Raw genomic sequence first — 21,237 nt, forward strand, 5'->3', positions numbered from 1 at the left:
GGATGACGGGCTTCGGCTCGGCGGCGCGATACATACGGACCGCGCGGTCACGCAACTCCAGCGGGTACTTCCTCGGGGCAGGCATCGTCTGGTCTTCTCTCCTGAGACCCATCTGACCCGCTGTCACCTCTCCCCGCATCTCGGGGGAACCTCAATGCTCCATCGGCGAACGGTCGATCTCCCCCTCGTCGACCGTCAGCCACTTGAAGAACTGCTGCAGCGCCTTGTGCTTGTTCAGCACGGTCGACGCTGACCGGCTGCTGATCATCCATGCCTGGAATGCCTCGATCTGCGACTTCGTGACGTTTGCCGGATCCTGCGTTCCCTCTTCGCCTCCTGGGCCACGATCACCGAGGTATCGGGCCAGCTGGGCCACGGCCAGCAGGTAGTTGTAGCGGGTGGTTTCGGGATAGTTCCCCGCCCGCAGCGTCCGATCCCAATCCCGCATAAACCCTGCCCAGGCTCCCGACATACCCAATGTGATCTTGTCCAGGTCCAAGAGCTGCATTGGCTCTCCTCGGTCGGCCTCCTCCTGCACCCTAAAAGACCGAGATTCAGCGCATTCTTGGACACGAACTTCCGGATCATCTGTTTTCACAAGCCGTAATGTGCTCGGGCGGGACGGCGGCCGTGGGACTGGCCGGCAGCGATGAGCGAAGTCCCTACCGCCGTGTCATGTCTGGAGGGGTTAGCGGAACGACGAGGGCGCGGCAGGCCGTCGGCATCGCGTGTCGGGAGTAGCCGGGCCACCCGTAGTCCGAAGGCGCGAGCAACCCAAGACCAGTTCGTAGGCAGTAGTCGGCGGCCGCGGCAGTACACCGGTCCGGCCCGTCGAGCAACCGCTGCCCCAAGGCATACCGGTCAGCGGTGTCTGGAGGCGGCTGCTGCCGCAGATGGTAAGCCACCTGCCTGTCGTCCCAGGCCTCGGGATCGTCCAGTCGTCGAAGGAACTCCTGTACGCGGGCCGGCCAGTCCGGCAGCAGCCACCACTTCCTGACGCGTCCTACGGCGTGACAGGCCAGAAGGACCAGCACAGGCCGAAGCCCGTATGCGGTCTCCAAGCCAGCCCACCGGCCGCAATACGCGCAGACATGCCGTTCGAATTCTTCCCACGCGCCAGCGTCAGGCGCCAGGTCACGCAGCACACAGCCATCGGGAAGACCGCGCTGCGGATCAGCCAGCATCCGGGGCAGTGAAGCGAATATCGAGGCAGCGCCTCCGCTTGGCACGTGGGCACCTTCCAGCGGAAGATCAACCCCGGCTTCAGCCCTCAAATGATCACGGGCGGTACGAGTGGCAGCGGCGTTCAAACGCATCATCTCGGCTTGTCCGATGCCGTCCTGAGCCGCGTGCCAGTCCTCCACCGGACTCTCCCGCCACGCCAGGGCCGCAACGCCGACCGAGGCCAATTCGATCAGCCTCGTCGAGTCCATCGGGTTCACACCGCACACACGCGCCTGGCGATCAAGCTGAGCGATGTCGATCCCGCCACGGCCGAACGACCCACCATCTTGAAACCCACCGCCCGTCATCCCGGACAACACCGGCTCAACCCACGAGCCGCGCCGCAGGTTCGAGTCCTGCCGGGGGCACTAACCTCCGGCGGCTTCCAACAAGGTCGTCAATGACGCCGACGGCGCAGGGTTCGATCGCACTCGCTGCTGAGCCGCGCTGTTGTGGCTGTTCGCCTGCTTCTGGCTGCGCAGACTCGCTTGGCACACTATTTCTCCGTTAGGCATGCACCCGCTTCCTTGCATGAGGCACCCCACGCCACGCCGTCAACTCCCGCCGTTCTGCCTGTCGCCTCGCCTGCACACATCGGCTCGATCGGGAGTGTCAGCCGGATCGAGTCGTTCACCACATCGACTGGCAATTCCCACCGTTACTGCCCGCGATGCTCTGTTACGCGGTAAGTGGTGGGTGTGGCTAAAACGGATCAGCACCACAGAGACGAACCCACTCGCGAGCACAGCCCGCACCCCGGCCGGACCGAGGAAGGCTCGCCCCTCGCCGCATGTACGGTCCCGGGCGAGGGGCGCAGCGGCCCTCTCAGGATGGAGTTCAGGGTCGAGCTGGCCACCGGTGAGCTCGGCGAGGAGATCGCCAAAGCCCAGACAGCCGTCTTCCGCGACATCCTCCTCCACCTGTCAGCACGGCAAGCCGACAACTGAAACCCGCGCTCAAGCAGGCCCGAGCAGGACACCGCCAGCCGGCGTTCACGCTTCCCGCTGCCCAGGTCCTTCCCCGGCGCTCTGTGCCTGGTCGGTGCGCTGGGAGGAGGTGTCGGTGCGGATCATTGTCACCAGCATGCGTGACCGTGCCGCACCGACGTGCAGCCGCTTGCGGAGCGTTTCCGCGGAGATGGGCCGCTGGTAGGTCTCCCAGTGACGGGCGTCTTCCTGCCGGGCGCGCTCCAGCAGATCATCACCATCACCCTGCCGTTCTGTCCCTGCCGTAGATGGGGAGGAAGAACTCGTGGCCCGGCCGTCGTTCAGGGGCACCGCCGTCTGACCGGCGCCTTGTCCATACTCCGGCGTCACGGATTGACGGGACGCCAGCCCGCGTTGGCTGGTGGTGGCCAGTGCGTGGAGAAGCCCGGGCCCGACCTCCGCCCATCCGATCAGGAGAACGGGGCCGACCGCATCGAAGGCCGCCTTCCCAAAGGCGCCCGCGACCAACGGGTCGGCTGTGTTCAGTGCCAGGGTCATGCCGCTGGAGAGCACCAGCAGCCGCCGTGCCGGACGCAACTGCTCCACCGGTGCGCCGTGGAGGGCGAGGTAGCGGATGCCCAGCAGCAGGCCGAGGATGGACAGGTCGACCGCGGGCGCGACCAGCGGTGCCACCCACGGCGGCACGCCCAGCCGCAGCGCCAGATTCCATACGTTGCCGAACCCGAACAGGAACGTCAGGCTGACGACCGCCGCCATCATGCCGGTCACCGCCCGCACCGTGGCCGCACTGTCCGACGTTCCCTCAGGCTCCGGCGTGTTGCGGGTGAAGGGTTCAGACATTCTCGCCGATTCCCATCCGCTGGTGGGTTTCCTGGGCGCGTTCGGCCGCCGCGCTGGCCCCGTAGTGACGGGGCATGTCCTCCGAGACCCAGCCCATCAGCAGCATCAGGTCACCCGAGTCACCGCCGCCCCGCTTCCACTCATGCGCGAAGTTGTGCCGCCACCGGTGCGCATGCACCCCCGTCACCCCCGCGGACAGGCCGCGGCGCTTGAGCATGATCTTGATGCCGTTGGGTGCCAGCCGACGCCCGCCGCGCTCGGCCAGCCACAGGTCCGGCAGTTCGGCGCCCTTGCGCTTGGCGCGGGCCCGCAGATACCGGCTCACCGCCCGCGCCGTCTTGGGGCCGAACCGCACCCGGCGGTCGCGGCTGCCCTTGCCGTGGTAGTGCACCGAGTCGGTGGTCAGGTCGAGGTCGTCCAGAGTGAGGTTGCCGACCTCCGACAGGCGGGCGCCGGTGTTGTAGTAGAGGCGGATGATGGCCTCGTCCCGCAACTGGAGGAACGCCTTGCCCTTGCAGGAGGCCAGCACCTTCTTGGTGTCCTCGTCCCGGATCACCGGGATCAGCTTCTTCACCGTCTTGGGCTGGCGCACGCGCTCCATCGGCGAGCGCTCGATCTCCTCCTCATCGAGCATCAGCCACTTGAAGAACTGCTGCAGCCCCTTGTGCTTGTTCAGCGCGGTCGACGCCGACCGCGTCTCGATCATCCACCCCTGGAAGGCCTCCCGTGGCCCCGGGTGACCTCGGTCGGGTCATCGGCCGCGTCCTCGGCGTCGAGGTCGGGTGTGGCGTGCTGGGCCAGGTAGCGGGCGAGCTGGGCTGCGGCCAGCAGGTAGTTGTAGCGGGTGGTCTCCGGGTAGTTGCCCGCCCGCAGGGAGCGGTCCCAGTCGCGCAGGAACCCGTCCCAGGTCTTGGAGAGCCCTGTGGTGATCTTGTCGAGGTCCAGAAGCGGCATCGGCGGAAAGCCTCCGAGTCAAGGTGTCGGTGAGTGGGATGCTCGACCTCGACGTCGGGATCCGGAGCGCGAAAAGAGGGCCCTCACAGGCTTTGACCTGCGAGAACCCTCTGCACCGTCGGGACGACAGTGTGCTCGCTCAGGACATCGGAATGGGGTGTCTCAAGACATCGGCATGGCCACGGGGGCAGGGTCTGGCGATGTCGAAGAGGCGTCTGGTGATCACTGCTGTCGTCGTAGAGGGCCGTACCCAGGGCGAGGTCGCGCGGGCCTACGGAGTGTCGCAGGGCTGGGTCAGCCGTCTGGTGGCCCGCTACCGAGCCGAGGGCGAGGCGGCATTCGAGCCACGCTCGAGGCGGCCCAAGACCTCACCCACCGCGCTCGCCCCGGACACCGTCGACGTGATCGTCCGCATCCGCAAGGAGCTGACCGAGCAGGGTCTGGACGCCGGGCCGGAGACCATCGCGTGGCATCTTCAGCACCATCACCATCTGCGCGTGTCGCGGGCCACGATCAGCCGCCATCTGACCGCCCACGGCCTGGTCGTTCCCGCGCCCAGGAAGCGGCCCCGCTCGTCCTATATCCGCTTCCAGGCCGAGCTGCCCAACGAGACCTGGCAGGCGGACTTCACCCACCACCGCCTCACCGACAAGGCCGGCACCGACACCGAGATCCTGACCTGGCTGGACGACTGCTCCCGCTACGCCCTGCACGTGACCTGCTGGCCACGGGTGACCGGCCCGATCGTCCTCGACACCTTCCGCCAAGCCGTCGCCACGCACGGCATCCCGGCCTCCACCCTCACCGACAACGGCATGGTGTTCACCACCCGCCTCTCCGGCGGCCGCGGCGGCCGCAACGCACTGGAACACGAACTGCGCCGCCTGCACATCACCCAGAAGAACTCCGCCCCCAACCACCCCACCACCTGCGTAAAAATCGAACGCTTCCAACAAACGATGAAGAACTGGCTCCGCGCGCAGCCCGACCAGCCCACCACCCTCCCCCAGCTGCAAACCCTCATCGACCGGTTCACCCACGCCTACAACCACCAGCGCCCCCACCGGGCCACCCCCGCCACCGTCTACACCACCCGGCCCAAAGCCCTACCGGCCCACAGCCGCGACGCCGACACCCACACCCGCATCCGCCACGACCGCATCGACAAATCCGGCATCGTCACCCTCCGCCTGGCCGGACGCCTCCACCACATCGGCGTCGGACGAACCCACGCCGGAACCCACGTGATCATGCTGGTCAACGACCTCGACGTCCGGATCGTCAACGCCGTCACCGGCGAACTCCTCCGCGACCTGACCATCGACCCCAGCCGCGACTACCAGCCAACCGGCCGCCCACCCGGCCCACAACGACGATGACCCCGAACCAAATCGTGGGTTCGGGGTCATTCCGATGCCCTGCGACATCACACCGTCGGGACGACAGGATTTGAACCTGCAACCCCTTGACCCCCAGCCCAGTGACCACTCTCTGCAACCACCCGCATCAGGCTGTAGTAACCCGTTCAGGGCCATACGCCGCCGCACGAAGCCCAAGAAGTACGCGCCCCGCACACTACGCGCCAGTCGGCGCCGCCGGGGCGCAGTCGGGCGGCGTATCCCTCCTTTGAGTGACGCGGACCGCGGTCCGGCGACTTTGGCCGCGCGGACCCGAGCTCCCCTCCCCCGTCCACGGGAGCCGACGCGGGGGATCCCAGCCGAGGCGCCTTGACGTCGACCGCGAGACGCCTGCGCCAGCACCACCGATAAGGGATTTGTTATCATTGTGAGGGTGCCCAGGCTTTCAGGGAGGACACGATGGCCAAGATCACCATTGAGATCGACGAGGAGCGCCTCGCCGAGGCCAAGCAGCTCCTGCACACCGAGGATGACGCCGAGGTCGTGGCCAAGGCGGTGGATATTGCGGTCGGTGCGATCTACCAGCGTCGCGCGGCCCGACAGCGGCTGAGCGAACTCGCGGGTGAGGGCGGCGCCTTCGGCGAGGCCCGCCCGGCGTGAGCGCGTCCCACTACCTGATCGACACCAGCGCCTGCAACCGCCTGTTCCGCACCCCCGCCGTGGAACGACATTGGGCGGGCGTCCTGGACGAGGGCCGCGTGAGCGTGTGTGAGATCACTGAACTCGAACTGGTCCGCGCCACCGGCGGCCGCGACGAGCGGGCCGTACTGGAACGTTACCTCCATGACGCCTTCGGCTGGACCCCTGTGCCCGATCGTGCTCTCACCCGGGCCCGGCAGGTGCAAGACCTCCTCGTCGCTACAAGCTGGCACCAGGGACCAAGAGCGGTCGACCTGATGACCGCCGCCACCGCGGAACTATGCGGACTGACCTTGCTGCACTACGACGCGGACTTCGAAACCATCGCCAAAGTGACCGGACAACCCCACCAGTGGATCGCCCCACGCGGCAGCGTCGACTGACAAGGACAACGGCCACCATGGACCACACCACACACCCGGCCAAGCACACGGACACGAGATCGCCCGAGAAGACCGCCACCCACGTCTGGGGAACCTTCCTGAAAAAGGCCCGGCGCAGCCGAGGAATGAGCCAGCGGGCACTGGCACGGGAACTGGGAGTCAGCCAGGCCCGGATCGCCCAGATCGAAAACGGAGCCAGCACCCCACAGATCGACACCATGGCCGCCTACATCACCGCCCTCGGCGGCGAACTGACCCTGCGAGCCGACTTCCCCGACCACGCCACCCAGACAACATGGCCCCAACCACACACCACAGAAAGCTGACACCCACACAGGTCGCCTTCACACCTGTACGCCTGCGGCATGTCGGTGCGCAACATCCGCTCCCACCTGGCCGGCATGTATGACGTCAGGCCTCGCCGGACCTGATCGCCAACATCACCACCCACTGGATTGTTCTCTGCTGCTGGGCCATTCGTCTGCCTCAGGCAACCCTGAACCTGGGCCTGCAGGCGTCGTACGATGCTCTGATCGCCATTCCCCTACCCGCCACCGCGGTCAGGCTCCAGCAAGTACACAGTGGACTGCTCGACAAGTACCACACCATGTCACCCCGAGCGCCTCATCAACCACGGAGGACTGCCCTTGCCGGAAATCTCATCCGCCCTGGTGGGGACCGCTTCTTCGGGTTCCCGAAATCTTGGCCGCGGTCGCTCGATCCGACGCTCTGGCGCAGCTGCTGTCAGCGCGTCATGATGATCGATCGTGCTGCTGCGACTGGCTTACTTGGATGTGTCGAACGCGTTCGCGATGCTTCGCCTGCTGCCGATGACCGACCGGGACAAGGACGCGGAGATCCTCGCCCTGCGCCACCAGATCACCGTGTTGGAACGCCAACTCAACAAGCAAAAAGTCCGGTTCACGCCGAGCGACCGGGCATTCCTGGCGGCGCTGCTGCACCGGCTACCACGGCACGTCCTGCGAAGGTCACGGCTGCTCGTACGCCCCGACACGGTACTGCGTTGGCACCGCGACCTCGTCGCACGCCGCCATGCCACGTCCTGTCGGCCCAAACGCCCTGGACGACCACGCACGGTGCGCTCCATCCGCATCCTGGTGCTGCGCCTGGCGAAGGAGAACCCGAGCTGGGGCTACCGGCGTCTACACGGCGAGCTCCTCGTACTGGGGGTGAAGGTGGGCGCCTCCACCGTCTGGGAAATCCTGAAGGAGGCCGGCATCGACCCAGCACCCGAGCGGAACTCCAGCACCTGGGCCACCTTCCTTCGCGCTCAGGCTGACGCCCTGCTGGCCTGTGACTTCATGGAAACAGTCACGCTGTCTGGGGTACGGATGTACGTGCTCGTGGTGATCGAACACGGCAGTCGCCGGATCCGCATCCTGGGCGCCACCGCGCATCCGATCGCCTCCTGGGTAGCGCAAGCGGCGAAAAACCTCGTCATGGACCTCGAAGACCTCGGCTGCCGCGCACGGTTCATGATCAGGGACAGGGACGGGAAGTTCCCCGACCTCTTCGATGCCGTCCTCAAGGACGCAGGGATCGACGTCGTGCTCAGCGGCATCCAGATGCCACGAATGAACTCGATCACGGAGCGCTGGATACAGACCTGTCGCCGCGAGCTCCTGGACCGGACATTGATCTGGAACCAACGACATCTCCTCCACACCCTGCGCGAGTTCGAGCAGTTCTACAACGCACACAGGCCACACCAGGCCATCGCGAACGCCAGGCCACTGCACCCCTTGCCCCCACCGATCGACGATCCCGACGCGTTAGCCCGCCTCGACATACGCCGACACGATCGCCTCGGCGGCGTCCTCCACGCATATCAACATGCAGCGTGACCTGCACGGATGAGATTTCCGGCGAGGGCACACCCGGCGCGTTCACGTCCTGGGCGTCACCGCCCACCCGACCGGCGCATGGGTTACCCAGCTCGCCCGCAACCTGCTCATGGACCTCGAAGACAGAGCTGGGTGCTTCCGGTTCCTCATCCGCGATCGGGACAGCAAGTTCACCGCCGCCTTCGACGCCGTCTTCGCCGGCAACGGCACATCCGTCATCCCAACGCCGCCGCAAAGCCCACGGTCAAACGCATTCGCCGAACGATGGATACGTACAGCCCGCGCCGAATGCACCGACCGGCTCCTCATCACCGGCGAACGGCACCTCCGTGCCGTCCTCACCACGTACGCCGAGCACTACAACACCGGGCGGGCCCACCGCAGCCTCGACCTACGCGCCCCAGACGACCACTCGAGTGTCATCCCCTTGCCTGCTGCCGTAGTCCGACGGCCACAGCTACTCGGCGGCCTGCTCAACGAGTACCACACCACGCCACCCCAACGACCTCTCCATCCACAAGAAACACCCAGCTCAGCAGCCTGATCGGGATATTGACACCCTTCAGGGGTACTCGGCAGCGAAGAGGAGGCTGGTGGAGGAGCTTGTTGCCAAGTCCTACGCCACTCGGGCCGCTGGCGAATCGTGACATGCGGTGGGCGGCACGGGTTGGTGATGCTGTGACGCATTACTGAGCCCGTGCCTGCGGCTTCGCCTTCCCCGACTGACCCGGTGATTGTGTCGGCGAGAAACGGCTCTTGCCCATGCGGGCGTACTGGCGGCGTGGCCGGAAGATCAGCCCCGCCAGACCGAGGCGGCTGTAGTCGATAGGCCCGGTGCCGCACTCTGCGTGCTCGGCCTGGTGTCAGAAGGTGACGCACACACCGCCCGCACCGGCTCACGTCATACCAGGCCGATGTTCTGGGCGATGCCCTCGGCGCGGCGCAGGTGGTCGTGGGCGGCTTCGCCCAGAGCGTCCACCACTGCGGCCACGACCGTCTCGATGACCGCGAGGGTTGGCACCAGGCTGTCGTAGGGGGAGGGTGCCGTCACCCGGCAGGGCAGCGTGACGTCGGCCCGGCCGGCCACCGGGGAGAGCCAGGTGTCCGTGAAGAGCAGGACCTTTCCACCTTGCGCCCTGGCCAGTTCGGCCATCGAGACTTTGTCTGCCTCATAGCGCCGGTAGTCGAAGAGCACGAGGAGGTCACGGCGGCCGAGCGAGGCCAGGGCAGCGGTGCGTTCCACGCTGCGGTCGGGCAGGAACCGCACGTCCTCCCGCAGCTGCATCAGGTGCAGTCCGAGGTACTGCGCGAGCAGGTGTGTGAAACGGCCTCCGACGAGCGTGACGCGGAGTTTGGCGTCGGCGAGGAGGCGGACGGCATGGTCGAGGTCATGCGGCGGAAGCTCAGCCAGCGTCTTGGCCACCTCGCTCGGAAAGATCCTCCCCACTCGGTCGAGCAGGCTTCCCTGGTCGGTTCCCTCCTCCATGGGACGGCCGTAGGCGGGAGCGTCGTACAGGGACAACGGCGAGGCGTCGCGCTCCTGCAGCTCCGCGCGCAGCGCCGCCTGGAAGTCGGGGAAGCCGCGGAAGCCGAAGCGGGAGACGAACCGCAGCACAGTGGGGGCGCTGACCTGCGCGCGCTCCGCGATGGCGGCCACGGTCTCGAAGCCGGCGGACGGGTAGGCGGCCAGCAGCACGCGCCCGACCTTGCGTTCGGCCGGACTGAGTTCGCCGAGCTTGTGGCGGATCTGGTCCGCCAGCACGCCAGTGGCCATTTTGTCAGTCTTCCTTCCCGCGGCGTTCGGACCGGGTGGAGCGCGGTCGACGTCAGAGGAGCCTAACCCGTGGCCGGTGCGCCGATCAGGAGGGTCGGCGCACCGGCGTCCTGCCCGGGCACCACCGCCGTCGGCTTACACGAGCCGCGTGCGTCGCGGAGCACCGGGCACCGGCCGTCAGGTGCGGCCGTCGCCCACCGCTGCGATGAGTGAGGCGAGGAGGGCCACGCGCCGCTGCACAGAGCCCAGGTCGAGCCACTCCTCGGGGGAATGGTCAGCGCCGCCGACGGGGCCCAGCCCGTCGAGCACGGGTATGCCCGCCCCGGCGATGAGGTTCGCGTCGCCGACGCCGCCTGTGGTGGTGGCACGGACGGGCAGGCCGAGTTCGGTCCCCAGCTCGCATGCCGTGGCCAGCAGCCGGCGGGCGGCGGGAGTGTGCTCCATGGGGGGACAGAAGTCCAGCTGCTCGACGTGCGCGCTAGTGCCGGCCACACCCGGCTGTGATGCCGCGGTCTCGATGGCGTCACGTGCGGCATCGAGGCCCGACGCGGTGGCCGAGCGGACCTCCAGGCGCAGCTCTGCCTCCGGGCAGACGATGTTGGCCCGGGTGCCTGCACGCACCATCCCCACATTGACTGTGACCCCCTCCCATCGGCCGTTGAGGCTCTGCAGCGCAACGACCAGGTGGGCCGCGGCCAAGGCGGCGTTGGCTCCACGTTCCGGTTCGATGCCGGCGTGTGCGGCCCGGCCGGTGACGGTGACGCGGAAGTCCGCGACGCCCTTGCGGGCGCTCACCAGGTCTCCGTTCTCCCGCGCGCACTCCAGGGCGAGGGCGACATCGCTCTTTCGGGCGATCCGCTCGGTCACCGGACGGCTGGCCGGGGATCCGATCTCCTCGTCCGGCGTGGCCAGGAACACCAGCTCCCGGTAGGCGTCCACGCCCGCCTCGGCGAGCACGTCGAGGGCGGTGAGACCGGCGAGCAGCCCACCCTTGTCGTCGCAGACCCCGGGACCGTGCGCGAGCCCGGCCCGGGTGGTGAACGGCCGCTGCGCGGCGGTGCCGTCCTCGAAGACGGTGTCCATGTGGGCCGCCAGCAGCACCCGGCGCCCGCCCTGCGCGGCGGACAGGGTACCTGCCTTGCGGGCCACGAGCATGTCACCGACGCGCTGCCCGTCGGCGGTCGCGGGCAGCGAGAGCCGCTCCACGGTGAAGCCCAGAGTCGTGAGCCGGTCGTCCACCCAGTCCGCGACCCTGTTGACCCCGTCGGGACTGTAGGAGCCGGAGTCGATGCCCACCAGTTCGGCCAGGTCGTTCACGAAGCCGGGTTCCCGGTCGCCCGCCAGCGCAAGCAGGGCGGCGGCGCGGGGGCGTCGGCGTACCGCGGCGGTCACAGGACTTTGGACAGGAACACGCGGGTGCGCTCGTGTTCGGGGTCGACCAGTACCTTGGCGGGCGTGCCGGCCTCGACCACGATGCCGCCGTCCATGAAGACGGCCGTGTCGGCCACTTCCCGGGCGAAGCCGATTTCGTGGGTCACCACGACCATGGTCATCCCGTCGTCCGCGAGTTGTCGCATCACCTCCAGCACGTCGCCGACCAGTTCCGGGTCGAGCGCGGAGGTTGGTTCGTCGAAGAGCATCAGCTTCGGCTTCATCGCCAGGGCGCGCGCGATGGCCACACGTTGCTGCTGGCCGCCCGACAGCTGGGCCGGATAGTGGTCGGCCCGGTCCCTGAGCCCCACCCGGTCGAGCAGCCTGACCGCTTCCTCTCGGGCGGTGGCGCGGCTGACGCCCGCCACCCTGACCGGGGCTTCGACGACGTTCTCCAGTGCCGTCATATGGGGGAAGAGGTTGAAGCGCTGGAAGACCATGCCGATGTCGCGTCGACGCTCGGCGACCTCGCGCTCGCGCAATTCATACAGCCGGTTGCCGTCCTGGCGGTAGCCGACCAGCTGCCCGTCGACGGACAGGCGTCCGCCGTCGACTTTCTCCAGATGGTTGATGCAGCGCAGAAACGTCGACTTGCCGGAGCCCGAGGGGCCGAGCAGGCAGCATACCTGCCCGCGCTCCACGGTCAGATCGATGCCCTGGAGCACCTGCAGTCGGCCGAAGTGCTTGCGCACACCCTCGGCGTGAACCATGGGAGCGCTCATCGGCCCCCCTCCTTCCTGCGAAGGGCCGCGGCGGCCCCCACGAACATGCGCTGCAGGGGCGAGGTGGGGCCGCCTCCGGCGCTACCGCGGCCGTAGCGCCTCTCCAGCCAGGCCTGCGGGAGACTCAGTACGCTCACCAGGGCCAGGTACCAGATGCTCGCCACCACCAGCAGGGGAATGACCTGGTAGTTCTGTGCGTAGACGTCCTGGATGTTGGACATCAGATCGTGGGCGGCGATCACCGACACGAGGGCGGTCATCTTGAGCATGTTGATCGTCTCGTTGCCCATCGGCGGGACGATGACCCGCATCGCTTGCGGGAGCACGATGCGGCGCATGGTCATGGCCGGCCGCATGCCCAGCGAGTGCGCGGCCTCGGCCTGTCCGGCGTCGACGGACTGGATGCCGGCGCGGACGATCTCACTGGCGTAGGCCGCTTCGTTGAGTCCCAGGGCGAGCAGGGCCGCGACCGAGGGTGTGAGCAGGGAGTTGGTCTCGGCCCGGAAGAAGGTGATGTCGGTGAAGGGGATGCCGATCAACACGTACTTGTAGAGGGCTGCGGCGTAGCCCCAGAAGATGATCTGCACGAGCAGTGGGGTGCCGCGGAAGAACCACACGAACAGGGAAGACAGCCCGTAGAGCACCGGGTTGGCCGACAAACGCATGACGGCGATCAGGGTGCCCAGTCCGAGACCGAGCACCATGGCGGCGGCCGTCAACCACAAGGTGGTTCCCAGACCGTCGAAGATCAGGCCGGCGAAGAGGTAGTGGCCCACCACGTCCCAGTGGACGTTGGCGTTCCGGGCGAGGGATCCGATCAGTCCGGCCAGGGCCGCGGTCGCGGCGACGGCGGCCGCCGCGCGGCCGTAGTGGCGCACCGGGACAACCTCGAGATCCTGTGCCGCGGGCTGTTCGGCCGCCGTGTGCGGCAGTGGCTGTGTGCTGGTCCGCATCAGTCCACCGCCGCGTTCCGGGTGGCCTTGTCGACCGCGATCGAGCCGACGCCGTACCTGTCGCAGATCTTGGTGAGCGTGCCGTCGTCGATGAGTGCCTGCAGGGCCTTTTGGATCGCACCGGTCAGCTCGGGCAGCCGCTTGCTGACCGCGATGCCGTTGGGCGAGGCCTTGTAGCCGGCTGGGGCCTTGGGGTCCTCGACGAGGTCGAAGGCCTTGCCGCCGTCGGCGGTCCTGGCGGTCCAGCCCGCAGCCGGCTTGGTCAGCACGTCGGCGACGACCTTGCCGGACCTGAGAGCCAGCTGGGCGTCGGAGTCCTTGGGGAAGGTCTGGATGTCGGCCTTGCCTCGGCCGGACCTGGCACAGTCCGCCTGGTGGGCGGTGAGGAGCTTGAGCTGGTTGGTCGCGGCCTGGACGGCGACCTTTCGCCCGCACAGGTCGTCCAGCGTGGTGATCTTCTCCGGGTTGCCGTCGGCGACCATGATGCCGGAGCCGGACTGGGTGTAGTCGACGAAGTCGACGACCTGCTGCCGTGCTTTGTTGTCCGTCATCGCGGACATGGCGACGTCGAATTTCCCCGCCTGCAGGGCCGGCACGATGCCGTCGAACTTCTGCGCCGAGAAAGTGAAGCGAACGCCGAGCTTGGCGCCGAGTGCCTGCCCGAGGTCGTAGTCCAGGCCCGTCATCTTCGTGCTGCCGGCGGCGGTGTACATCTCGAAGGGCGGGTAGGGGATGTCGGTCGCCACACGGACGATGCCCGACTTCTTGACGGCGTCCGGCAGGAGCTTGTGGAGCGCGGCGTCCTGCTGGACGACCTTGCCGGCGATGGTGACCTTTCCACCGGCGGCCGCCTGCGTGCCGCCGTCGTCGTTGCTGGCGGAGCAGGCGGACAGCGTGAGCAGGGCGGTCGCGCAGGTCATGGCCGCCACGATGGTGCGGCGGTTGGAGGAGGTCGGCTTCACGGTCAGGTCCTTCTCGACGGGCTGATGGGCGACGGCGCGGGCGGCCGTCGAATGACTGGGACATTACATCCGACTCGATGAGATGCATAGATGTATCAACCGTTACATCCGGGTAACGCGATGCCCAGCGCCCCCGCACGCACATCGGGGCCGACTACCTCGGTCGCACCGGCGCCGCGGCACGAGGCCATCAGCGCACCGCTCTGCGGGTTGGAGGCGTCGGCGCCCCTTGCCCCCTGCAATCCCGCGGCCGATCTGCCAGGACGCCGTCGCTCAGCTGCGCAGTGGTGCCGCCGGCCGCCCCAGCAGTCCGGCGACCAGTGCCGTCTGCGCGGGCACCGTGTACGGGTAGATGAACGGGTCCCGGGCGTCAGCGGTCGCCGATGGCGCCCATGCCGCACGGTACGGGCAGGCCTAGGGCGGCGCCGACAGAGGTGTCGCTCGCGCCGCCGAGGGCGGTGACCCTCAGGTCGCGGCCCTGTTCACGGGCGACCTCGCAGGCGAGGTCGACCCCTTGGTGGTCGACGCCGGCCCGGCCGGCCGCCACCGACGGGTATCACCCGTCCCAGGCGGTCATCGCGCCGACCGCGTCGGCATGGCTGCGGCAGGCGGTTCGCTGCTCCAGATCCGCGCTGCACGAGCGCCTCACCGAGGCCGCGCCTGACGAGCCGGGAGGACGATGGCCTTCGATGTCTACTTCGCGACGTTGTTCGGCGTTTTGATCCGGGCGATGCCGAATCCGGTGAAGCCGCAGATGATCGCGAACACCACACCCAGGTAGTTGAGGAACGCATATGGCGCGTAGGCGACTGTCGCCACACCCAGCGTCGTCGACATGTACATCCCCGCCTCGGTCCACGGCACCAGCGGGACGAACACCGTGCCGGAGTCCTCCAGCGTCCGCGAGAGGTTCTTCGCGGCGAGCCCACGCTCTCGGTAGACGTCCTTGAACGCCTGGCCGGGGATCAGGATCGCCAGATAGGACACGCCCATCGCCATCGCCGTACCGAGCGAGGAGACTGCGGTGGCCAGGATGACGCCCCCGGTGCGCCGTACCCGCTGCAGCAGGCGGCGCATCAGGACGTCCATGCAGCCCGCCTCGGTGAGGATCCCGGCGAGCGCGAAGCCGACCAGGCCGATGAGGATGGTCTGCGCCATGGAGGTCATCCCGCCACGGTTGAGCAGGACGCCGGCGGCATCGGGCAGATGGGAGGGGTCGACGCCGTGCCCGGCCAGCATCGTCACGTTGAAGCCTGTCGACGCGGCGTCGCTGACGTCGTGGATCGTGAAGCCCTGAACGGCCATACCCAGGACGGCCGCGACCGCCGAGGACAGCACGATCGTCGGCACCGGGGGCTTCTTCGCCATCGCGCCGGCCAGCACCACCAGGGGCGGCAGAAGGAGCAGGATGTTGAAGTCGAAGGCGTGGTTGAGCACCGTCAGCAGGGCGTCCGAGCCAGTGGCGGCGTGCCCGTCGATGTGCTGCGTCAGGCCGAGGACGAAGTAGAGGACCGCCGAGACTCCGGCCGCAGGGAGGGTGGTGTAGAAGAGGTGGCGGATGTGCTCGAAGAGCGTGGAGCCGGCCACCGCCGGAGCGAGGTTCGTGGTGTCGGACAGCGGTGACATCTTGTCGCCGAAGTAGGCGCCGCTCACGATCGCGCCCGCAGTCATCGGAAGGGATGCCCCAAGCCCCGCGGCGACGCCCATGAGCGCGACACCGACCGTGCCGACCGAGCCCCACGAGGTACCGGTCATCGTGGAGACCACCATGGTGATCAGGAACGCCACCAGGACGATCCAGGACGGCTGGATGACCCGCAGTCCGAAGTCCACGATCATCGGAATGGTGCCGCTGAGCGTCCACGTGCCGATGAGCATGCCGATGGCGACGAGGATGAGCAGCGCCGGCATCGCCGAGTCGATCTTCTCGCGGATGCCGTGGAGCATCTCCTCCCAGGTCACCCCCAATCGCCAGGCAATGATCCCCGCACACGAGGCGGCGGCTATCAGCAGGACGACCGGGTTGAGTCTGAGCCAGATCGAGCCGGGGACGACGATCACCAGCATGAGCACGATGGGCAGGGCCGCCTCGAACAGTGTCGGTGTACGGCGCGGGCGGCGGCGTGGCGACGCCTCGGCGACGTCGACGACGGGCGTTTCGGACATGGGGACGGTGCTCCTTAAAGCCGGACATGCCGGCAGCCGGGTGCGAGGGCATGGGAAAAGGGAGGGCTGGTAAGGAGGGGTGGGGAGCGGTGGGGGAGAGTGGCGGTGCCGGGGCGGGGTCGTCAGCCGCGGAGGGTGTCGTTGTCCGTCATGCTTGTGATCATCTGCAGCCGTACACGGTCAAGGTGCAGTTCCATCAGTTCGGCGGCACGGTCGACCTGACCCTCGGCGATGGCGTCCGCAATCTGGTCGTGGTCGGTCAGCGAGGCGTCGGTGTGCGACGCGGACACGTCCTGCCGGCTACGCACCACGATGATCTGCTGATGCACCCGCCACACCTGCTCGGCGATGCGAGGGCTGCGGGCCGCATCGAGCAGCGCACGGTGGAAGTCGAGGTCCATGCGGTGCGCAAACTCGCGGCCCGCGGCGAGGAGTTTCCTCGACCGTTCGCAGGCCCGGCGCAGCGCGGCGATGTCCTTGTGGTCGCGCCGTTCGGCGGCCAGCCGTGCCGCAGCGGTCTCCAGTGCTGAGCGCAGCTCGAAAAGCGCATCGATCTCGTCCGGCTGGGCCTCGAACACGACAGCGCCCTTGTTGGGGCGATGCACCAGGAGGCCCTCACTGACCAGCTGCCGGATCGCCTCGCGCAGGGGGCCCCTGCTGATGCTGAACTCGCGGGCGATCTCGACCTCGTTGATTCGGGCTCCGGAGGGGATCTGACCGCTCAGGAGGCGTTCGCGAAGCGTCTCCACGAGCTGGCCAGCGAGGCCGCGCTCAAGGGTGTCGGGCATGTGCGCCGTCCGTCCGTTCAGGCTGACCGCTGGTGATTCGCCACGGCCACGAATGCGTTTTGCCGCTGCCGACTGCAGCGGGAAGTGTTGACATTCGACAGTGCACAGGCACTGAACGGAGTCTGTCAATACCCCCACGCAATCGACACGGGCGGTGGCAAAGTGGTAACTGTTAACAGTTCAGCTCGCTGGCCGGCACGGCCGAACAGGAAGGAGCCGCGCTATGCACGCGGTGGTGGCGGAGGTCTGGCGAGGAGACTTCCTCGAATCGGTGCACCACGGAACGGTCCACGCGGCCGGGCCGGACGGGCAAACCGTACTGAGCGTCGGCGAGCCGGACCGCCCCATGTACCCCAGGTCGGCCGCCAAGCCCCTTCAGGCGCTCGGCATGCTGCGCGCCGGACTCGACCTGGACGGCGAACTGCTGGCACTGGCCTGTGCAAGCCACTCCGGCGAAGCCTTCCACCTCGACGGTGTGCGCAGAATCCTCAAAGACGCCGGGCTCGACGCCGGAGCACTGCAATGCACGGCCGCTCTGCCCATCGGCGAAGCCGCCCTCCACGCCCACCTTGCCGAGGGCAAAGGCCCGAGTCCGTTGACGATGAACTGCTCGGGCAAACACGCCGCGATGCTCGCCACCTGCGTTGCCAACGGCTGGGACACGACAACGTACCGGGACCCGCACCACCCGCTCCAGCACGCGCTGCGCGAGACGATCGAAGACCTGGCCGGCGAAAAGGTGGCCGCGACCGGCGTCGACGGCTGCGGAGCGCCACTGTTCGCCATCGGCTACCGGGGCCTGGCCCGGGCGTTCGCCAAGCTGGCGACCAGCCGGCCTGGATCGCTGGAACGGCGAGTCGCCCTCGCGATGAACACACACGCCGCATACGTCGGCGGAACCGGCCGGGACGTGACCCGGCTCATGGGCGCACTTCCCGGCTCGGTCGCCAAGGAGGGCGCAGAAGGCGTCTACGCGATGGCACTCTCCGACGGCTCGTCGATCTCCCTGAAGATCGCCGACGGCTCCACCCGAGCTCGCCCTGTCGTCATGATCGCCGCACTACGGTGGCTCGGCGTTGACACCGACGCCGACGAAACCCTCACCGAACTCGCCACTGCCCCCGTCCTCGGACATGGCAAACCAGTCGGCGTGGTACGCGCTGCGCGAATTGTCCACGGGTAGTCATCGTCATCGCCAGCCGTCGCCCCGAGCGAGGCGGCCGATCCGATGCGCAGACAACGGATCCTACTCGCTTGATCTTTAACCTGTGCGGCGTGGCCGTGGCGTTGTTGGCTTCCTCCTGCGCTGTTTCGGCGTGTCTGCTGTGCGGACTGTGTGCACGTCGTGTCGAAGTGTGGGCTGCGTGTTCTTGCGGCCGGGTAGCCGTCCTGGTCCGGGCGGGAGGGTTTCGGTGCCCTGGCGGGGCGGGTGGGAGGCTGTCGCGCAACCTCCGCTTGGTGAAGGTCAAGAGCGAGTTTTGGCTGTGCGGCTGAGCAGCTTGTTGAGGTTGTGGACCGTGCCGCGGAGCTTGATCTCGGTGTCCATTGCATGGCGGCCGCGGTAAGTGAGGTGGCGGCCGAACCGCTGGTCGAGCCGGGCGAAGCCCGGCTCGACCAGGGCACTGCGCTGGCGGTACTGGGCCCGACCGGATGGAGTGGCGAGGCAGGCGGCCATGGCCTGTTGGCCGGCGGGGGCGTGCTGACGCTTGGCGGGGAATCCTGCCTGGTGGGCCTCGCTGGTAACCGGGACCAACAGCGGCAGGTCGGCGAGGGCCTCGAAGGCGGCGTTGGAGGCGAGGACGGCGTCGAACAGGGCGGGGAACTTCCCGTCCCTGTCCCTGATCATGAATCGTGCCCGGCAGCCTGCGTCCTCAAGGTCCATGACCAGGTTCTTCGCCGCTTGGGTTACCCAGGAGGTGGTCGGGTGTGCGGTGGCGCCCAGGGCTTGGATGCGGCGACTGCTGTGTTCGATCACCGCGAGTAAGTACATCCGCGCGCCGGACAGGGTGACCGCCTCAAAGAAGTCACAGGCCAGGAGGGCGTCGGCTTGGGAGCGCAGGAAGTCGGCCCACGTGCTGGAGCTCCGGTCGGGCGCCGGATCGACGTCGGCAGCCTTGAGGATCTTCCAGACGGTCGAGGCGGCCACCTCCACTCCCAGCACGAGCAGCTCGCCATGAAGACGCCTGTAACCACGGCTTGGATTCTCCCTCGCCAGCCGCAGCACTAGAATCCGGATGGACCGTACTGTACGAGGTCGACCGGATCGCTTGGGCCCGCGATAAGGCGGCTGCCGGCGCTTGGCGAGGTCGCGGTGCCAGATCAGCACGGTGTCAGGACGCATGAGCAGCCGCACACCGACACACCACCGAGTTGGCGTTCGATCACCGTGATCTGATGGCGGAGGGCCAGGATCTCCGCATCCTTGTCCTGGCCGCTCATCGGCAACAGACGCAGCAACGCGAACGCGTTGGTCCCCAGGTAGGCCAGTCGCAGCAGCACGGTCGATCATCATGACGCGCCGGCTACCGGCTACGCGAGAGCACCGACTCCAGCGACGAGGCCGACGACCGCCAGTCCAGGTGCAGCCCTCGGACCAGGGCGGATGACATTCTCGGCAAGCGCAATGTGGAGACCGTCTTCCTCAAGCGTCTCTATGTCTTCTTCGTCATGGAGATCGCCACCCGGCGCGTCCATGTCCTGGGCGTCACAGCCCGTCCCACCGGCGCATGGGTCACTCAGCTCGCGCGCAATCTGCTCATGGACCTCGGCGACAGCGCTGGGTGCTTCCGGTTCCTCATCCGTGACCGGGACAGCAAGTTCACCGCCGCGTTCGACGCCGTCTTCGCCGGCAACGGCACAGCCGTCATCCCAACGCCGCCGCAGTGTCCCCGATCCAACGCATTCGCCGAACGATGGATACGCACAACCCGCGCCGAATGCACCGACCGCCTCCTCGTCACCGGCGAACGACATCTGCGCACCGTCCTCACCATGTACGCGGAGCACTACAACGCGGGACGGGCCCATCGCAGCCTCGGCCTACGAGCTCCCGACGACGACCCGAACGCCATCCCCCTGCCCGCCGCCACGGTCAGGCGCAAGCAGGTACTCGGCGGACTGCTCAACGAATACCACACCACGCCACCCCGACCGCCTCACCATCCACAGGAAACGCCCAGCTCAGCAGCCTAATTGGAATATTGACACCCTTCAGGGCATCCGATCGGCTACGCCTATGGCAACACCATCGAGCACGGTGACCGCTACCGGCAGCGCACCAGTCCCGAGCCGGCCGACAAGTACACCGAGCGACCGGCCGTGGCCCTGAAGGAGATCGGTGTCCGGCCGGCCTGGAGGAAGACCGGCACTGCCCGGCGCATCCACGACGCCCTCCTCGCCACACGCGACGAGCCGTACGTCACACTCATGGTCAACCCAGCCGCTGGGGACGGAAAGGTCCACGTGCTGTACAGGTCGTGGGGGTACGAGGACATCGGGCAGAGCCAGCCGTCACCGGCCTCGCCGGTCCTCACTGTGATGGTCCGCGCCTGCCACTGACCGACACCTGCGACATCCCGCCGGTACGTGGCGACGCGGCCTGGACGCGGCGGCCCCGGTCGCATACGGCCACGCCCCGCTGGGACTGTCAAGCGGGGGCAGCAGTTCGTAGGCCCGTACGTCGCGATCGCTTCGAACGAGAGTTTCAGTAAAGCGCACTTGTTCCGACGAACTCGTGCAAGGTGCTGCCGAAGTGGGACAAGTTCGACGCGACGGGAGGGTGCCCTTGGAGAGCTGGTCAGAAGTGGGTGGCGATGCCGAATGCCTGCCGGAGTTGGGCCATGTCGTGACGGTCGTGATCAGCCGGTTCGTAGCCCTGGTGGAAGTAGACCTGCTGCTCCGGCGACAGGCACGGGACGGTGGTCCCCAGGATCATGCCGGTGACGAAGCACGAGGCGGGATAGACGAACGGGTGCTCAGGGTCGGGTGACGCCTGCACAGCGGATCCGTCCGCAGCAAAAATCAGAGGATGAAGATCGATCTCCCGACCATGGGGGTCGGTGACGACGAACCGCACAGGGCGCCAGTCGAGGGTCTCGGCGAATCCGGCATTCGCGAGAGCCGCCACGACAGCCGGTTCCTGGCTCTTGCGGTGCATCAGGTCCAGGTCGCG

At 67.7% G+C, this 21,237-nt stretch carries 22 protein-coding genes and 3 pseudogenes; 9 read left to right on the top strand and 16 right to left on the bottom strand.

Annotated features, from left to right (window positions below; genetic code table 11):
* Positions 1-151: 151 nt before the first annotated feature.
* The 5 genes from ACFZDL_RS46715 to ACFZDL_RS46735 all read right to left on the bottom strand — a co-directional run bounded on the left by ACFZDL_RS46715 (position 152) and on the right by ACFZDL_RS46735 (position 3,965).
* A complete protein-coding gene (locus ACFZDL_RS46715) occupies positions 152-508 on the bottom strand; it encodes a site-specific integrase (protein WP_353597280.1) in 357 nt (118 codons plus the stop codon).
* A gap of 154 nt (positions 509-662) precedes the next feature.
* Positions 663-1,541, bottom strand: a complete 879-nt coding sequence (locus tag ACFZDL_RS46720; RefSeq protein WP_353597281.1) for a hypothetical protein — start codon at positions 1,539-1,541, stop codon at positions 663-665.
* 675 nt (positions 1,542-2,216) lie between these two features.
* The gene (locus ACFZDL_RS46725) at positions 2,217-3,011 is read right to left on the bottom strand and encodes a SpdA protein (protein ID WP_353597282.1); all 795 of its coding nucleotides are present in this window, start codon (positions 3,009-3,011) and stop codon (positions 2,217-2,219) included.
* A complete protein-coding gene (locus ACFZDL_RS46730; RefSeq protein WP_353597283.1) occupies positions 3,004-3,717 on the bottom strand; it encodes a tyrosine-type recombinase/integrase in 714 nt (237 codons plus the stop codon). Before ACFZDL_RS46730 ends, ACFZDL_RS46725 begins: the two co-directional genes overlap by 8 nt.
* Positions 3,714-3,965: a hypothetical protein gene (locus ACFZDL_RS46735; protein WP_353597284.1), complete on the bottom strand. Its 252-nt coding sequence runs from the start codon at positions 3,963-3,965 to the stop codon at positions 3,714-3,716. Before ACFZDL_RS46735 ends, ACFZDL_RS46730 begins: the two co-directional genes overlap by 4 nt.
* 200 nt (positions 3,966-4,165) lie before the next feature.
* Between ACFZDL_RS46735 and ACFZDL_RS46740 the strand changes: the two genes are divergently transcribed.
* From ACFZDL_RS46740 to ACFZDL_RS46765, 6 genes are all read left to right on the top strand, one after another.
* Positions 4,166-5,344, top strand: coding sequence for an IS481 family transposase (locus ACFZDL_RS46740; RefSeq protein ID WP_353597285.1), 1,179 nt, complete (start codon positions 4,166-4,168; stop codon positions 5,342-5,344).
* A gap of 438 nt (positions 5,345-5,782) precedes the next feature.
* Entirely contained in the window at positions 5,783-5,983 is a 201-nt protein-coding gene (locus ACFZDL_RS46745; protein ID WP_352133401.1) for a hypothetical protein, read from the top strand.
* On the top strand, positions 5,980-6,405 hold the full coding sequence (locus tag ACFZDL_RS46750; protein ID WP_353597286.1) for a PIN domain nuclease: 426 nt from the start codon (positions 5,980-5,982) through the stop codon (positions 6,403-6,405). Before ACFZDL_RS46745 ends, ACFZDL_RS46750 begins: the two co-directional genes overlap by 4 nt.
* A gap of 17 nt (positions 6,406-6,422) precedes the next feature.
* Complete coding sequence (locus ACFZDL_RS46755) at positions 6,423-6,731, top strand: helix-turn-helix transcriptional regulator (protein ID WP_353597287.1); 309 nt, start codon at positions 6,423-6,425, stop codon at positions 6,729-6,731.
* Positions 6,732-7,172: 441 nt separating this feature from the next.
* Positions 7,173-8,270, top strand: a complete 1,098-nt coding sequence (locus ACFZDL_RS46760) for an integrase core domain-containing protein (protein ID WP_391194553.1) — start codon at positions 7,173-7,175, stop codon at positions 8,268-8,270.
* 109 nt (positions 8,271-8,379) lie between these two features.
* A complete protein-coding gene (locus tag ACFZDL_RS46765) occupies positions 8,380-8,814 on the top strand; it encodes an integrase core domain-containing protein (RefSeq protein ID WP_353597239.1) in 435 nt (144 codons plus the stop codon).
* Between the two features lie 357 nt (positions 8,815-9,171).
* On the opposite strand, the gene ACFZDL_RS46770 is transcribed toward ACFZDL_RS46765, so the two are convergent.
* The 8 genes and pseudogenes from ACFZDL_RS46770 to ACFZDL_RS46805 form a co-directional block, all read right to left on the bottom strand.
* Entirely contained in the window at positions 9,172-10,044 is an 873-nt protein-coding gene (locus ACFZDL_RS46770) for a MurR/RpiR family transcriptional regulator (protein WP_353597240.1), read from the bottom strand.
* Positions 10,045-10,221: 177 nt separating this feature from the next.
* Complete coding sequence (locus ACFZDL_RS46775; protein ID WP_353597241.1) at positions 10,222-11,436, bottom strand: M20 family metallopeptidase; 1,215 nt, start codon at positions 11,434-11,436, stop codon at positions 10,222-10,224.
* Positions 11,433-12,197 carry an amino acid ABC transporter ATP-binding protein gene (locus tag ACFZDL_RS46780; RefSeq protein WP_353597242.1) on the bottom strand — a complete coding sequence of 255 codons (765 nt, stop codon included), beginning with the start codon at positions 12,195-12,197 and terminating at the stop codon, positions 11,433-11,435. Before ACFZDL_RS46780 ends, ACFZDL_RS46775 begins: the two co-directional genes overlap by 4 nt.
* Complete coding sequence (locus ACFZDL_RS46785) at positions 12,194-13,150, bottom strand: amino acid ABC transporter permease (protein WP_353597243.1); 957 nt, start codon at positions 13,148-13,150, stop codon at positions 12,194-12,196. The genes ACFZDL_RS46780 and ACFZDL_RS46785 overlap by 4 nt, the downstream gene beginning before the upstream one ends.
* A complete protein-coding gene (locus ACFZDL_RS46790; protein ID WP_353597244.1) occupies positions 13,150-14,112 on the bottom strand; it encodes an ABC transporter substrate-binding protein in 963 nt (320 codons plus the stop codon). Before ACFZDL_RS46790 ends, ACFZDL_RS46785 begins: the two co-directional genes overlap by 1 nt.
* 273 nt (positions 14,113-14,385) lie before the next feature.
* Positions 14,386-14,623, bottom strand: a pseudogene (locus ACFZDL_RS46795) (M20 family peptidase); the annotation flags it as partial.
* Positions 14,624-14,805: 182 nt separating this feature from the next.
* Positions 14,806-16,278: a Na+/H+ antiporter NhaC gene (gene nhaC, locus ACFZDL_RS46800; RefSeq protein WP_353597245.1), complete on the bottom strand. Its 1,473-nt coding sequence runs from the start codon at positions 16,276-16,278 to the stop codon at positions 14,806-14,808.
* Positions 16,279-16,400: 122 nt separating this feature from the next.
* Positions 16,401-17,066, bottom strand: a complete 666-nt coding sequence (locus ACFZDL_RS46805) for a GntR family transcriptional regulator (protein ID WP_353597246.1) — start codon at positions 17,064-17,066, stop codon at positions 16,401-16,403.
* Between the two features lie 223 nt (positions 17,067-17,289).
* Between ACFZDL_RS46805 and ACFZDL_RS46810 the strand changes: the two genes are divergently transcribed.
* Positions 17,290-18,249 (top strand): asparaginase, encoded by a 960-nt coding sequence (locus tag ACFZDL_RS46810; protein WP_353597247.1) that lies wholly within the window; start codon positions 17,290-17,292, stop codon positions 18,247-18,249.
* Positions 18,250-18,531: 282 nt separating this feature from the next.
* Here ACFZDL_RS46810 and ACFZDL_RS46815 read toward each other — a convergent pair whose 3' ends face one another.
* Complete coding sequence (locus ACFZDL_RS46815; RefSeq protein ID WP_391194559.1) at positions 18,532-19,419, bottom strand: transposase; 888 nt, start codon at positions 19,417-19,419, stop codon at positions 18,532-18,534.
* Positions 19,420-19,430: 11 nt separating this feature from the next.
* Positions 19,431-19,565, bottom strand: a pseudogene (locus ACFZDL_RS46820) (integrase); the annotation flags it as partial.
* 126 nt (positions 19,566-19,691) lie between these two features.
* Between ACFZDL_RS46820 and ACFZDL_RS46825 the strand changes: the two are divergent.
* Both ACFZDL_RS46825 and ACFZDL_RS46830 read left to right on the top strand, forming a co-directional pair.
* On the top strand, positions 19,692-20,258 hold the full coding sequence (locus ACFZDL_RS46825; protein ID WP_353597248.1) for an integrase core domain-containing protein: 567 nt from the start codon (positions 19,692-19,694) through the stop codon (positions 20,256-20,258).
* Positions 20,259-20,270: 12 nt separating this feature from the next.
* Positions 20,271-20,624, top strand: a pseudogene (locus ACFZDL_RS46830) (GNAT family N-acetyltransferase); the annotation flags it as partial.
* A 238-nt stretch (positions 20,625-20,862) separates the two neighbouring features.
* Here the strand turns inward: ACFZDL_RS46830 and ACFZDL_RS46835 are convergent.
* The coding region (locus ACFZDL_RS46835) for a nucleotidyltransferase domain-containing protein (RefSeq protein ID WP_391194564.1) at positions 20,863-21,237 on the bottom strand (375 nt) is incomplete at its 5' end.

It is taken from the genome of Streptomyces sp. NPDC007917 (assembly GCF_042959105.1).
GTDB lineage: Bacteria > Actinomycetota > Actinomycetes > Streptomycetales > Streptomycetaceae > Streptomyces.